Annotated in this window: 16 protein-coding genes and 1 tRNA gene; 4 read left to right on the forward strand and 13 right to left on the reverse strand. The window is 70.2% G+C overall.

Annotation, left to right across the window (positions count from 1 at the left end):
* The coding region (locus PD653B2_RS24845; protein ID WP_165763396.1) for a hypothetical protein at positions 1 to 311 on the forward strand (311 nt) is incomplete at its 5' end.
* Positions 312 to 319: 8 nt separating this feature from the next.
* Here the strand turns inward: PD653B2_RS24845 and PD653B2_RS09135 are convergent.
* The 10 genes from PD653B2_RS09135 to PD653B2_RS09180 all read right to left on the reverse strand — a co-directional run bounded on the left by PD653B2_RS09135 (position 320) and on the right by PD653B2_RS09180 (position 8,369).
* Positions 320 to 625, reverse strand: coding sequence for an XRE family transcriptional regulator (locus tag PD653B2_RS09135; protein ID WP_085872073.1), 306 nt, complete (start codon positions 623 to 625; stop codon positions 320 to 322).
* A 5-nt stretch (positions 626 to 630) separates the two neighbouring features.
* Positions 631 to 1,041, reverse strand: coding sequence for a type II toxin-antitoxin system RelE/ParE family toxin (locus tag PD653B2_RS09140; RefSeq protein ID WP_242665211.1), 411 nt, complete (start codon positions 1,039 to 1,041; stop codon positions 631 to 633).
* Positions 1,042 to 1,108: 67 nt separating this feature from the next.
* A complete protein-coding gene (locus PD653B2_RS09145; RefSeq protein ID WP_207559521.1) occupies positions 1,109 to 2,266 on the reverse strand; it encodes a tyrosine-type recombinase/integrase in 1,158 nt (385 codons plus the stop codon).
* Positions 2,267 to 2,326: 60 nt separating this feature from the next.
* Complete coding sequence (locus tag PD653B2_RS09150) at positions 2,327 to 2,596, reverse strand: helix-turn-helix domain-containing protein (RefSeq protein ID WP_207559522.1); 270 nt, start codon at positions 2,594 to 2,596, stop codon at positions 2,327 to 2,329.
* A 143-nt stretch (positions 2,597 to 2,739) separates the two neighbouring features.
* Positions 2,740 to 2,813: transfer RNA gene (locus PD653B2_RS09155), tRNA-Met, on the reverse strand.
* Positions 2,814 to 2,861: 48 nt separating this feature from the next.
* Positions 2,862 to 5,921 carry a UPF0182 family protein gene (locus PD653B2_RS09160; protein ID WP_085872076.1) on the reverse strand — a complete coding sequence of 1,020 codons (3,060 nt, stop codon included), beginning with the start codon at positions 5,919 to 5,921 and terminating at the stop codon, positions 2,862 to 2,864.
* Positions 5,918 to 6,547, reverse strand: coding sequence for a PPA1309 family protein (locus PD653B2_RS09165; protein ID WP_085872077.1), 630 nt, complete (start codon positions 6,545 to 6,547; stop codon positions 5,918 to 5,920). The genes PD653B2_RS09160 and PD653B2_RS09165 overlap by 4 nt, the downstream gene beginning before the upstream one ends.
* Positions 6,544 to 7,602, reverse strand: a complete 1,059-nt coding sequence (locus tag PD653B2_RS09170) for a YlbL family protein (RefSeq protein ID WP_085872078.1) — start codon at positions 7,600 to 7,602, stop codon at positions 6,544 to 6,546. The genes PD653B2_RS09165 and PD653B2_RS09170 overlap by 4 nt, the downstream gene beginning before the upstream one ends.
* Before the next feature lie 42 nt (positions 7,603 to 7,644).
* The gene (locus tag PD653B2_RS09175; RefSeq protein WP_242665212.1) at positions 7,645 to 7,890 is read right to left on the reverse strand and encodes a hypothetical protein; all 246 of its coding nucleotides are present in this window, start codon (positions 7,888 to 7,890) and stop codon (positions 7,645 to 7,647) included.
* Positions 7,891 to 7,943: 53 nt separating this feature from the next.
* Complete coding sequence (locus PD653B2_RS09180; protein ID WP_085872079.1) at positions 7,944 to 8,369, reverse strand: molybdenum cofactor biosynthesis protein MoaE; 426 nt, start codon at positions 8,367 to 8,369, stop codon at positions 7,944 to 7,946.
* A 47-nt stretch (positions 8,370 to 8,416) separates the two neighbouring features.
* Here PD653B2_RS09180 and PD653B2_RS09185 point away from each other — a divergent pair, with 47 nt between their 5' ends.
* Both PD653B2_RS09185 and PD653B2_RS09190 read left to right on the forward strand, forming a co-directional pair.
* Complete coding sequence (locus PD653B2_RS09185) at positions 8,417 to 9,760, forward strand: zinc-dependent metalloprotease (protein ID WP_085872080.1); 1,344 nt, start codon at positions 8,417 to 8,419, stop codon at positions 9,758 to 9,760.
* Complete coding sequence (locus PD653B2_RS09190; RefSeq protein ID WP_085872081.1) at positions 9,757 to 10,299, forward strand: NUDIX hydrolase; 543 nt, start codon at positions 9,757 to 9,759, stop codon at positions 10,297 to 10,299. Before PD653B2_RS09185 ends, PD653B2_RS09190 begins: the two co-directional genes overlap by 4 nt.
* A 41-nt stretch (positions 10,300 to 10,340) precedes the next feature.
* On the opposite strand, the gene PD653B2_RS09195 is transcribed toward PD653B2_RS09190, so the two are convergent.
* From PD653B2_RS09195 to PD653B2_RS09205, 3 genes are all read right to left on the reverse strand, one after another.
* Positions 10,341 to 10,874 carry a M48 family metallopeptidase gene (locus PD653B2_RS09195; RefSeq protein ID WP_085872082.1) on the reverse strand — a complete coding sequence of 178 codons (534 nt, stop codon included), beginning with the start codon at positions 10,872 to 10,874 and terminating at the stop codon, positions 10,341 to 10,343.
* 9 nt (positions 10,875 to 10,883) lie between these two features.
* Positions 10,884 to 11,918, reverse strand: a complete 1,035-nt coding sequence (locus tag PD653B2_RS09200; RefSeq protein ID WP_085872083.1) for a PHP domain-containing protein — start codon at positions 11,916 to 11,918, stop codon at positions 10,884 to 10,886.
* 312 nt (positions 11,919 to 12,230) lie between these two features.
* Positions 12,231 to 13,025, reverse strand: a complete 795-nt coding sequence (locus PD653B2_RS09205; RefSeq protein ID WP_085872107.1) for an enoyl-CoA hydratase/isomerase family protein — start codon at positions 13,023 to 13,025, stop codon at positions 12,231 to 12,233.
* A gap of 201 nt (positions 13,026 to 13,226) precedes the next feature.
* On the opposite strand from PD653B2_RS09205, the gene PD653B2_RS24850 reads away from it, so the two are divergent.
* Entirely contained in the window at positions 13,227 to 13,385 is a 159-nt protein-coding gene (locus PD653B2_RS24850) for a DUF5679 domain-containing protein (RefSeq protein WP_089503918.1), read from the forward strand.
* Positions 13,386 to 13,492 lie beyond the last annotated feature (107 nt).

Here is a 13,492-nt window from a genome sequence, read left to right on the forward strand (position 1 = left end):
ACCTATCCGTGCAGCAGACCCAACGGATCTGCACCGCCATCGAACTCGGCATCAACGAACGCCTCTACTTCCACCGCGTCGACGCCCCGGCCGTTGAGAACGACCAGGGCGAGCTGGTGTCGCCTCCATGTCGGGAGTGGCGGCCAGTCACCGGCCCCGTACGGACCGAACTGCTGGCAACGGTCCGCCAGCAACTCCGGCCCGCCCCGGCCGACAACCAGCCACCCGCATCCGCCGCACAGAGCCGCCGCGACTTCGAGGCCGCAATCCACCACCGCCCCGGTGACACCGGTCCGTTGCTCTCGCCGTGATGCCTCGGTCAGGCGATCTGGTAGGTCTCGTCGCCGACCTGGACCGACACCTTCAGTGTGCCGCCGAGTGCATCGACGTACCGGCGCAGCGTGTCGACCTTGGTGAAGTCAACCCGTCCGCGTTCGATCTCCGAGACGCGCTTTTGGCTGATCTCCAGAGTCTCGGCGAGGTCGGTCTGGGTCAGCGCCATCATCTCGCGCAGTTCGCGCAGCTTGTAGGCGCGGACCTCGGCGAGCATCTGCTCCTTGAACGCAGCACGGCGCTCGGGGTTGCCGGGACGCTCCTTGAGGATCTCGTCGAACGTCTTGCCCATGTCACTCACCTCCCTTTCTTCCTGCGGCTGCCCTTGGGCGCCGGTGCCTTCTTCGCGGCTTCCTCGTCCTGCTTCTTCAGCTCGGCCACGTGCTCGTCGTACCTGTCATCGGCGACGGGGATGTTCTCCTTGTACCAACGCTGCCACTGTCCGTGCTTGTCCCCGGCGACCAGCAGGATCGCCCTGCGCTTGGGATCGAAGGCGAACAAGATCCGCACCTCGCTGCGCCCCGATGATCCCGGCCGGAGCTCTTTCATGTTGCTGTGGCGGGAGCCGACGACTGCGTCGACCAGTGGCCGACCCAAGCCCGGTCCGTGCTCGGCGAGAATCTCCACCGCGGCACCGATGAGGTCGAAGGTGACCTCGTCTACCGTCTTGAGCCAGTCCTCGATCAACTCGGCGTCGACGACCCACACATCCGCAGCATACCCTTTTCCCTCTACTAGTGAAAGGGTATGTCTGTCGCTCTTTCTGTGGCCCATGTCAGACGTCCTCGTCCGAGTCGTCATCGCCGCGTCCGGCCTTGGGAGCCAGCGCCTCAAGGATCTTGGCGGTGACCGGGTTCACGATCTCGTCGGGCTCTATGTAGTGCTGCTTGGTGATCTGCGACGAGGTGTGTCCAAGCATCTCCGCCGCAAGGTCGGCGCCGCCGGCTCGGTCGAGGTAGGTCGCGACGGTCCTGCGGAACGAGTGCGGGGTGACGCCCTCGATGCCGGCCACCTCCAGAACCGCGCGGAGGCGGCGGCGAACGTTGTTCGTCGTCAGGGGTGTGCCGTTGCGGGTGTAGAAGATCAGGTGCTCGGAGTCGGCAGAGGCAACCTTCACCAGCCGATCCCTCAGTACCTCAGCCGCGAAGCTCGGCACCGACACGGTCCGGGTCGACTTCATGGTCTTGGGATGCGACTGGCGCTGCGTGGGCTTGCCGGCCGGGGAGACGATCGTGCCGCAGATCCGCACAGTGGCGGGGTCTCGGGTGGCGTCCACATCGCACTTGCGGATGGCGAGCACCTCGCCGATGCGTGCAGACGTTCCGAGCATCACCTCGATGATCTGCTCCAACTGCCCGTCCGGCGGCGGCCCCGCGAATCCCGGGCCGCGTCGCCAACTGCGCGCCGCCGCACGGATCCTCTCGACTTGCGTGTCGGTCAGCGCGGTCGCCTGAGTGGGCGGCTTGCGCAACCGGCCGGTGTCGCGGACGGGGTTCTTCGCGATGGCGTCGTATCGCACGGCGAGCCCGAACGCGAGGCTCAGCACGGTGCGCGCCTGCTTGGCCATGCTGTAGCTCTTCGTCGTCGCGAGTGTCTTGATGAACGTGTCGACCTTGCGAACCGTCACCTCCCGCAGGACGTAGTGCTCGAAGGCGGGCATCACGAGTTGACGCATGTTGCGCTCGTAAAGCGCTCTCGTGCTTGGCGCCAGCTTGTTCGTCATGTCGAGGTCCTCCAGCCAGACCTCCACGAGCTTGGCGAACGAGGAGTCACCGGTGATCTCGCCTGTGGAACGGCGACTGGGTCGCTGAGCGAGCGTTGCCTTCAAAGCTCGGAGGGCGTCCTTGTTCGACGCGCCCGTCGCCGAGACCCGGCGAATCTGGCCGTCATCGTCGCGGTAGCGGGTCCGCGCTCGAACCCGGCCTCCGGGCATCTTGACGTAGGTGACGTCCCCGAAGGTCCCGATGGGAGTGCGTGGTCGGCCCACGTCAGTTCACCGCCCCTCGGGGGCGCGACCCGTGACGTCCTCGCGCTGCTGCTGGAGCCACTCGTTGACGTCGTCGATGAAGTAGCGAAGTTGCCGACCGACGTGGACCGCACGTGGACCACGACCGGCGAGCCGCCAGTCGTGCAGGGTCCGCGTGGGGACGTTGAGGTACTCGGAGAGTTCCTCGATCGAGATCAGCGGTGCGAGACCGCTCAAGGTGGGTGTCGTGCTGTCCATGCCGAGCAGGTGCGCCGGCCAGACCGCGCGAGTCCGCACCAATCGGCGCGACTCCGTAGCTGCCTCGCCGATCAGCCCGCCAAGCGGGTTCTGGACAGGGTTTTTGGACCCTAATTGGACATGTGATCAAGTCCCAACAACCTTTCAGGCGCGGAACCCGTAGGTTCCGCGCCTGAAATTCGTAGCGGGGGCAGGATTTGAACCTGCGACCTCTGGGTTATGAGCCCAGCGAGCTACCGAGCTGCTCCACCCCGCGTCGGTAACGGAAACACTACCGGGCGGGGTCGGGGCGGCCAAATCGGGGTCAGGACGACGGGCTCGCCGACTCGCTGGACGACGCGCTCGACGAGCTGCTCGGCGAGTTGCTGGGAGACTCCGAGGGGCTCCCCGACGCGCCCGCGTCCCGCTCCGCAGCGAGCTCGAGGGCGTCGCCGACGTAGCCCTGAGCACGGTCGACCTCGGTCTGGTACTTGCCGAGGTCGCCGGCGTCGAGCGCGTCCTGGGCGGCGTTGTACGCCGCCTCGGCCAGCGCGAGCAGGCGACTGATCTGCTCGTTGGTCGTGCCCTGGCCGGTGCCCGGGGTGCCCGTGCCGGGGGTGCCGGTGCCCGGGTCGCCGGTGCCGGTGGTGTCGCCGGGACTGACGTTGAGCAGGTCGGCGAGCGAGCCGCGCAGCGTCGTACCGACGCCGATGTTGTTGCCGTACATCACCAGCACGTAGCGCAGGATCGGGAAGCTGGAGTCGGAGAGCTCGCGCGTCGCGTAGACCGGCTGGACGTACATCAGCCCGTCCTCGATCGGCAGCGTCAACAGGTTGCCGTAGACCGGTCGCGCGCCACTGCGGTTGAACTGGGCGAGCAGGTCGGCGACGTCCGGGTCGGACGCGAACTGGTTGGCGACCAGTCCAGGCCCCGGGGTCGGTGTCTGCTCGTTCGACAGCTGCAGCACGCGCATCTTGCCGTAGTCGTCGCTGGCCGCGTCGGAGTCGACGGAGACGAACGACGCGAGGTTGTTCTTGTTGTAGGGCACGTAGACCGACGTCAGCGAGAAGATCTCCCCGGTGTCGGAGTCGCTGCTGTCCTTGCCCTCCGGGTTGTTCACGAAGAGCCGGTACGGCGGCTGGAACTTGCCCTTGTCGTACGGGTCCTCCGGCACCTCCCAGCGGTTGTTGCCCTGGTAGAAGTCGCCGGGGTCGGTGACGTGGTAGCGCGCGAACTGGTAGCGCTGCACCTGGAAGAGGTCCTCCGGGTAGCGCAGGTGCTCGAGGAGGTCGGCCGGGATCTCCGACTTGGCCTTGACCGTGCCCGGGAAGGCCGCGCGCCAGGCCTGGAGGATCGGGTCGGCCTCGTCCCAGGCGTAGAGCGTCACCTCGCCGGTGTAGGCGTCCACGGTCGCCTTCACCGCGTTGCGCATGTAGTTGATCTCGTCGGTCGGCAGCGTCCGCAGACCCGTCTCGTCCTGGAGCGAGTCGTCGGTCATCGTCTGGAACGACTCCTTCTCCGCGCTCGGGAAGCGGTCGGTGGTCGTGTAGCCGTCGATGATCCACTCGATCCGGCCGTCGACGACCGCGGGGTACGGGTCGCTGTCGACGGTCAGCCACGGCGCGACCTTCTCGACCCGGTCGCGCGGGTTGCGGTTGAAGAGGACCTTGCTGTTCTCGTTCACCCGGCCCGAGAGCAGGAAGTTCGGCTCCCCGAACTTCGTGGCGAACAGGAGCTGGTTGAAGAACCCGCCGACGCTGGCGTCACCGGACCCGTCGAACGTCGTCGAGCCCTCCTGGTCATCCGCCGTCGTGGGCAGGTTGAGCTCGACGTCCTTGGCGTCCGCGCTCGCCTTGCCGACCACCGAGTACTCGGGACTCTGCTCGCCGTAGTAGATGCGGTCCTCGAAGCCTCCGGTCGAGCGCTCGAGCGCGTCCTGGCCGGCGGTGCTGCCCTGCGCCCACTCGATGCCGACCTCGTCGGCGCCGGCGGTGGCGGTGTCGATCTGGGTCTTGTTGTCCTCGGGGCGCTGGTTGGCGAAGGCGGCGATGATGCCGTTGCCGTGCGTGTAGACGGTGTGCAGGTTCGACCAGTTCTGGTCGCCGGAGGGGATGCCGCTCTGGTCGAGCTCGCGGACGCCGAGCACCAGCGCGCGGTCGGTGCTGCCGATCGGGTAGCGGTCGACGTCGAGCACCTGAGCGACCGAGTAGTAGGCGCGCACCTGCTGGTTCTGCTCGAACGCGTCGCGCACCAGCTGCGGGTCGACCAGCGGGATCGACGACGTCTCGCCGTCGAGCTGGGCGGGCGCGACGGCCAGGCTGTCGGACGGCGTGTAGTCCTGCACCTGCACGTCGGCGACGTCGTACGCCGTGCGCGTGGCGTCGATGTTGACCTTGATGTACGGCGCCTCCTTGTCGGCCTCCGACGGCTTGACCTGGAACTGCTGGACCACGCCGGGCCAGATCAGGCCGAGCAGGATCGCCGAGACCGCGAGCAGCGCGAGGCCGACCGACGGCAGCAGCCAGGTGCGGCGCCAGACGTTGACGAAGAAGAGCACCGCACAGATGACGGCGATGCCCGCCAGGATGTTCTTGGCCGGCAGCACCGCGTGGTCGTCGGTGTAGGTCATGCCGGTGATCAGCCCGCCGCCCTGGTTGACCAGGTCGTAGCGGTCCAGCCAGTAGTCGGCGGCCTTGGCCAGCACGAAGAGCCCGAGCAGCACCGAGAGCTGGGCCTGCGCCGCACCGGAGAACCGGTCACGCGGCGTCTGCAGCCGGATCCCGCCGTACAGGTAGTGCACGACGGCTGCGGCGATCAGGGCGATGACGAGCACCGCCATCGCGTAGTCGATCAGGTAGTGCAGCCACGGCAGCTCGAAGACGTAGAACCCGATGTCCTTGTTGAACCAGGTGTCCTTCTGCTGGAACGGCACGCCGTTGCGCCAGAGGAGGTAGTTGCGCCACTCGCCGATCGCGGAGCTGCCGGCGAAGGCACCCATCACCAGCGCGACACCGAGCAGCAGCCAGGTGCGGATCGGGGTGACCGCCTCGCGGTAGCGGTCCAGCCCGTTCTGCTCCGGGGAGTTGGGCCGGAAGAACGGCCGGAAACGGTAGGCGAGGTAGATGTTGGCGCCGACGGCGAGTGCCATCACCACGCCGAAGACGAGGAACAGGATGGTCTTGGTCCAGAAGAGGGTGCTGAACACCCCGGAGTAGCCGCCGGACTTGTACCAGAGCCGGTCGGTGTACAGCGACGCGAAGGTGCTCAGGCCGAGGAAGGCGAGCACCAGCACGATCGCGGTGATGATCAGCGCCCGTGACCGGCGCGATCCGGACCGCGCCGGGGGCGCAGTGCCTGCCGACTCCTCGTTGAAGATGTCGCTCATGCCTGGCTCTCCCCTTCGTTGCCGGCGTCGTCGCCGGTCTCGTCCAGCGTGGCACCGAGCAGCTGCAGCAGCCCCGGCACCAGGTCGGCTCCACCGACGACCGACTGGTCGTCGTCGTGGGCCCTCAACCGCAGCGCACAGTACGTCGCGCCCGCGCGGGTCACGCCCGCCACGATCCGCACCTCCTGCCGGTCGGGGTGCTCGCGAGCGAACTCCTCGGCCGACTGACGGTCACCCGGGATGTGCTCGTCGGCGTCCGGTGGCAGCACCAGCCGCTCGACGACCGCCGCGCAGCCCGCCACCTCCGACGGCCACACGATCGTCTCGAGCACGGCCTCGAGCAGCTGGTCCGGCGCGAGATGGTCCTGCTCGATCGGCGTGAGCGAGCCCTGCGCCGAGGCCGAGTCGAGCCCCATCATCGAGGCGAGCGCGGGCTCGCGCTCCACGAGCGCGGCCGTGTCGACGAGCGCGTAGAGACGGGCGGTCTGGTCCCAGCCGTCGGCGGCGATGTGGCCCTCGATCTCGAGCACCGCCGCAGCCAGCGCGGGGTCGACGCCGAGCATCGGGTCGTAGCTCTCGTCGGGGGCGTCCGGGTCGCTGGGGCCGTCGCCGGGGACGTCGGTCATGAGGCCGCCTTGCAGCTCGGCAGGTCGGCGTCCGGGTCCTTGACCCACGCCTCGATGGACTCGCGCGCGCTGTGCATCGTCGGCGCCTCGACCAGCCGCATGTCGCCGTTCGGGGCGCCGAGCGCGTCGGCGCAGTTGTCCGGCGGCACCAGGAACAGCCCGGCGCCGGCGTCGCGCGCGCCCACGATCTTCTGCTGGATCCCGCCGATGGGTCCGACCGTGCCGGCCGCGTCCATGGTGCCGGTGCCGGCGATCGTCTCGCCGCCGGTCAACGAGCCGGGCGTGAGGGTGTCGTAGATGCCGAGGGAGAACATCAGGCCGGCGCTCGGGCCGCCGATGCTCGGGTCGATGTCGACGGTGACCTGGATCGGGAGGTCCTTCTTGGTCTGGGTGCCGACCTGGATCCCGACCTGGGGCTTGCCGTCGGCGGAGACCGGGGTGACCGTGACCTCCCGGCGCTTGCCGTCACGGCGGACGACGAACGTCACCGGCTCGCCGACCGGCGCGGCGGTGACGGCGTCGACCACGTCGGTCGAGTTGGAGACGGCGGTGCCGTCGACCTCGACGATCACGTCGCCGGCCTCGAGCTCGCCGTCGGCGGGAGCGCCCTTGGTCACGGCGGCGACGACGGGCTCGGTCACGTCGTACCCGAGCTCCTCGAGGGCCACCGCGGTGGCGGCGTCCTGGGACGAGGTCATCTCCGCCTGTCCCTCCTCGCGGTTCTGCTCGACCGTCTGGTGGTCGGCGTAGATCGCGTTGTAGGGGTAGACCGCGTCCTCGTCACTCGCCCAGTCGTGCATCAGCTCGAAGAGGTTGTTCCGGCCCTTGGGCCGGGGCTGGGAGACGTAGACCGTGGTCATCCGCAGCTCGCCGTCGTCGCGGTAGGCCTTGGCGCCCTCGACCTGGATGATCTCCTTGCCGTCGGCCGACCCGAGCACGTCGAGGGTGAGGCCGGGCTCGTAGGTGACGTACGGCAGCGGCACGAACGCGGCGGTCACCCACAGCCCGATGAGCAGCGGCACGGCGAGAAGGCCGGCAAGGGTGCGCTGCGTCATGGCGCCAAGCCTCTCAAACCCCTGCAAGCGAGTGCCGAGCGGCTACGAGACGCGGCGCGAGGGGCGCACGGCGATGCCGGTGCTGCGGTCCCGCTCGGGCTGCACGGCGGCGTACCCGGGCGTCGGCCGGCGACGCCGCTCGGCATCGGGCTCCAGCGCGGAGGCGAGGCGTCGTACGGCGACGTCGCGGTCGACCTCGCCGCGTCCTTCGCGGCCCAGCCAGCCCACCCAGAGCATCGCCACGACCGTGACGACGACGGACGGCACCAGCCAGAGCAGGATCTCCACGGCGCGAGCCTACGGAAGTCGGGCCGCGTTCGCGGGAAGGCTCGCGGACGACGCTACGGCGTGCCGACCCATTCGTCCGTGCCGTCCTCGAAGCGCTGGTGCTTCCAGATCGGCACCTCGGCCTTGAGCGTGTCGATGAGCGCGCGCGAGGCGGCGAAGGCGTCGCCTCGGTGGGAGGACGTCGTGGCGACGATGACGGCGATGTCGCCGATCGCGAGCGTGCCGACCCGGTGGACGGCGGCGAGGCCGTGCACGTCGTACTCGTCGGCGACCCGCTCGCAGACCTCGCGCAGCTTCTCGAGCGCGGTGGGGTGGGCCGTGTAGTCGAGCCCGTCGACGTCGCGGCCGCCGTCGTGGTCGCGCACCCGCCCGACGAAGAGCGTGAGGCCGCCGGCGGCCTCGTCGTCGAGGGCGGCCACGACCTCGGCGACATCGAGCGGGGTCTCGCGGAGGTCCACGAGGCGTACGACGGAAGTCACGCAGCGACCCTAGATCACGGCGACCACGACCCGCGTACCGTGGAGGCATGAGCGACAAGCCGGGCGAGACGCCCGACGACGGCCAGAACCCCTTCAAGGGCACGCCCTTCGAGCAGTTCTTCGGCCAGATGATGGGTGGCGCCGGTGGCGCCGCCGGGGGCCTGCCCGCGGGCATGCCCGACCTCAGCCAGCTCCTCAGCCAGATCCAGTTCCTGATGCAGCCGCACGACGGCCCGGTGAACTGGGACTTCGCGCTCGACATGGCCCGCAAGGCCGTGGCCCAGTCCCCCGACCCGTCACCCAGCCAGCGGCAGCAGGACGCGGTCGCCGACGCGGTCCGTCTCGCCGACCACTGGCTCGACGAGACCACGGAGTTCCCGTCCGGCGTGACCTCGACCGCGGCCTGGAGCCGCGCGGAGTGGATCGTCGGCACCACCGACGTGTGGAAGGTGCTCGTCGAGCCGATCGCCGAGTCGTCGGTCGCGGCCCTCGGCGGTGCGCTCCCCGAGGAGGCGCGGGCGATGTCGGGCCCGCTGCTCGGCATCCTCGGCAAGGCCGTGGGCGGCATGCTTGCCCAGCAGGTCGGTTCCGGGCTCGGTGCGCTCGCCGCCGAGGTCCTCAGCGTCTCCGACATCGGGCTGCCGCTCGCCGCAGCCGGCAAGGCCGCGATCGTGCCGGCCAACGTGACCGCCTTCGCCGAGGGCCTCGACGTCAGCGAGGACGACGTCCTCCTCTACCTGGCCCTGCGCGAGGCCGCCCACCAGCGGCTCTTCGCCCATGTGCCGTGGCTGCGCGACCACCTGATCGGCGCCGTCGCCGACTACGCCCGCGGCATCGAGATCAACGCCGAGGGCATCCAGAGCCAGATCGAGGAGCAGATGCGCGGCGTCGACCCGGCCAACCCCGAGTCGATGCAGCAGCTGCTCGAGGGCGGCATGTTCGACCTGCCCCGGTCCCCCGCCCAGGAAGCCGCGCTCCAGCGGCTCGAGGTCACCCTCGCGCTGGTGGAGGGCTGGGTCGACGAGGTCGTCGGCCAGGCCACCGCCGAGCGGATGCCGAGCGCCACGAAGCTGCAGGAGGCGTTCCGGCGTCGCCGCGCTGCCGGTGGGCCCGCCGAGGAGACCTTCGCGACCCTGGTCGGGCTCGAGCTGCGGCCGCGCCGGCTGCGCGATGCCTCCACGCTGTGGGGCTCGCTGCGCACCCGCCAGGGCACCGAGGCCCGCGACGGCGTCTGGATGCACCCCGACCTGCTGCCCTCGGCCGCCGATCTCGACGACCCGCTGGGCTTCCGCGAGGACGCCTCGGCGCCGGCCGAGCTCAGCTCGGAGGACTTCGACGCCGAGCTGATGAAGCTGCTCGGCGACGACAGCACCGGCTCCCCCGAGGAGTGAGTCTCCACGCCGATGCGCTGGCCGTCCTCACCGACTGGCCGGCGCCGACCGTCGTCCAGGACAGCCTGCGGCAGCGGTACGTCGCGCACCTGCGCGCACACCCGGACGGGCTGACCCGTGAGTGCCGGCCCGATCACGTCACCGCCAGCACGCTGGTGCTCAGCGCCGACGGCGGCGCGGCGCTGCTCACCCTGCACGCGAAGGCGCACCGCTGGTTCCAGTTCGGCGGGCACTGCGAGCCGGGCGACGCGACCCTCGCCGGCGCCGCCGCGCGCGAGGCGACCGAGGAGTCCGGCCTCACCGGGCTGACGCTGGACCCGCAGCCGGTCCAGCTCAGCGAGCACGCCGTCGCGTTCTGCGGTCCGGCCGGGGACGTGCACCACCTCGACGTGCGCTTCGTCGCGGTCGCGCCCGCCGACGCCGTGCACGCGGTCAGCGATGAGTCGCTCGACGTGCGCTGGTGGCCGGTGGACGCGCTGCCCGACCCCGAGCCCGACCTCGTCGAGCTGGTCGCGCTGGCCCGCGCACGCATCCTCTGATCCGCGATGGGTAGCGCTGGTCGCCGTCCTCGAGACGTAGGTCAGTCGACCTCGTCGCCGTCGCCCGGCGGGGGCTCCAGCCGGGCGGCGGTCGACCAGCCGATCAGGTAGCCCTTGGCCCGCTCGGCCTGCGGGTAGCGGTCGACCCACGCCCAGAAGGCCGCGTCGTGGCCGGACTCGAGCAGGTGCGCGAGCTCGTGGATCAGCACGTAGTCGATCACCCACGCCGGCATGCCCTGGAGCCGTGCCGACAGCCGGATGGTCCGGTCACCGGGCGTGCAGGACCCCCACCGTGACTGCTGGTTCCCGACCCAGCGCACCGACTCCGGGGTCGCGATGCCACCGAGGTAGCGGTCGTTGAGGTCCTGGGCCCGCTTCATCAGGTCGGCGTCGCTCGGCTTGCGCCGCTTCTCGGACTTCTCGAGGCGGGCGAGCATCGTCTCGACCCACTCGGCCTCCTCCTTGCGACTCAGGGAGGCGGGGATCATCACCACGACGCGGTCGCCGTCGCGGTAGGCCGAGACGGTACGGCGGCGTCGCTTCGAGCGACGTACCTCCACCTCGGGCCGGGCCATGACGAGAACTTAGCCGTTCGCCCAGGCCAGGAGACGCTCCTTCGGCCAGGTGTTGACGATCCGATCGGCGTCGATGCCGGCCTCCTCGGCCCGCTCGCAGCCGTAGACCTGGAAGTCGAGCTGCCCGGGCGCGTGCGCGTCGCTGTCGATCGAGAAGAGGCAGCCGAGGTCGCGGGCCAGCTCGAGCAGCCGGGTCGGCGGGTCGCGGCGTTCGGGTCGGGAGTTGATCTCGACCGCGACGTCGTGCTCGACGCAGGCCTGGAAGACGGTCTTCGCGTCGAACTGCGACTCGGCCCGGGTCCCCCGGTTGCCCATCACCATCCGCCCGGTGCAGTGGCCGAGCACGTTGGTGCGCGGGTTCTCGACCGCGCCGATCATCCGCCTCGTCATGTCCGTCGCGTCCATCTTGAGCTTCGAGTGGACACTGGCGACGCGGACGTCGAGGCGGCCGAGCAGCTCGTCGGTCTGGTCGAGCGACCCGTCGTCGAGGATGTCGACCTCGATCCCCTTGAGCAGGGTGAACCCGTCGCCCAGGTGGTCGTTGACGGCCTCGACCACCCCGAGCTGGCGGGTGAGCCGCTCCGGGCTGAGCCCGTGGGCGACCGTCAGTCGGGGCGAGTGGTCGGTGAGCACGAGGTAGTCGTGACCGAGCTCCATCGCGGTGAAGGCCATCTCCTCGATCGGGGAGCCCCCGTCGGACCAGTCGGAGTGGGAGTGCAGGTCGCCGCGCAGGGCCGCCCGGAGCTCGGCTCCCCCGGCGGTCAGCGGGCCGCCGTGGTCGCGCTCGAGCGCGGCCAGCCGCTCGGGGACGACGCCGCGGACCGCCTCGGTGATCACCTTCGCCGAGCTGGCGCCGATGCCCGGCAGCTGGGTGAGCGTGCCGTCCTCGACGGCGGCCTCCACGTCGCCGGCCGGCATCGGCAGGATCGTGGCGGCCGCCCCGCGGAAGGCCTTCACCTTGTAGGTGTCCTCCCGCGCCCGCTCCAGCAGGAACGCGATCCGGCGCAGCGCCGCCACCGGACCGCCGTCGTACGCCTCCGCCACGCGAAATCCTCCGAACTGTTTTTCGTCCACACCCCGTGGACCGCCATTGTCGCTGGTCAGCGGCGGGGAGGCCCGCCCGGAACCCGGGCTCTCCACAGGTGACTCCCGGGTATACCCCCCGTCCTCCACCGTCCTGAGCGTTCCTCCACAGGTTTATCCACAACGTTGTCCACAGGCTGGGGGTCCGCCGCGTTGACCCCCTGCCCCCGGGCTCCTACCGTGAGCGGCAGATGAGGCCCCCGGCCCGTCAACCGGACACTCGCAAGGGGAAGGCACGTGTCCGCACGACGGGCCGGGGGCCTCTTCATCTGCTCACACCCCGGTGAAGACCGCCGGGCGCTTCTCCTGGGCGGCGCGGATGCCCTCCTGGAGGTCGGCGGTCGCCAGCGTGATCGGCTGGGCCATCGCCTCCCACTGCACGCAGCTCTCGAAATCGGCGTGCCCGCCGTCGACCAGCGCCAGCTTGGTCAGCCGGCTGGCGATCGGGGCGGTCGCGGCGATGCCGGCCGCGGTGGCGAGCACCTCGTCGTCGAACGACGCCGGCTCGATGACCCGCGAGACCAGGCCCAGGCGGAGCGCTTCGTCGGCATCGACCACGCGGCCGGTCAGCAGCAGGTCGCGGGCGTGGGCCGCCCCGACCACGTTCGGCAGCAGGTAGGTGCCGGCCATGCCGGCGTGCATCCCGAGCTTCACGAACGGCACGCCCATCCGGGCCCCGGCCGCGGCGTACCGGAGGTCGCAGGCCAGCGCGAGGCAGAGGCCGGCGCCGATGGCGGGACCGTTGATCGCCGCGATCGTGGGCACCTCGAGCTTCCGGATCGACAGCCAGGCGCGATAGAACGCGATCATCCGGGTGCGCAGGTAGTCGACCGACGCGTCCGGCTCGCCGGCGATCCACGACGTGTTGCCGCCGGAGCAGAAGGCGGAGCCCTCGCCGGTGACCACGACGGCGCGCAGGGACCGGTCGGCGGCGAGCTCGTCGACCGCCTCGATCCACGACGCGGTCATCGCGTCGGACATCGCGTTGCGCTGGTCGGGGTTGTCGAGGGTGAGCACGGCGACCCCGTCGGAGGGACGTTCGAGCCGGAGATGAGTGAGTTCGGGCATGCGCTCAACGTACTCATCCGGCACGCCGAGCGCCGTGACCCGATTCACCGCGCCGAGCAGTGATCGGTGTGCCTCCTACGCCTGCGCCCAGGCGTGTCGTAGGGTCGTGACGGTTCGGCGGCACCCGTCACCGAACTTCCGGCGGGTCTTCCCCTTTTCCCCGTCGCGACGACCGAGTAATGAATAGGCAAGGAGGCCGTCATGGCGGAGACCTGGAGCGGCGAGTTCTACTGCGTGAAGTGCAAGGAGAAGCGCGAGGCTGAGGGCGAGGTCAGGGTCAACGACAAGGGCACCCGGATGGCGAAGGCTGTCTGCCCCGTCTGCGGCACGAACCTCAACCGCATCCTCGGCAAGGCCTGACGCACGACGCGTAAGCGCCCCACGAGCTGATGACGGCGGCGCCGGCTCGGTCACCACGACCGAGCCGGCGCCGCTGTCGGCATTTTCCGCCGAGGTGGCACCGACTC

Origin of the sequence: Nocardioides sp. PD653-B2 (assembly GCF_002117935.1) — a bacterium.
GTDB lineage: Bacteria > Actinomycetota > Actinomycetes > Propionibacteriales > Nocardioidaceae > Nocardioides.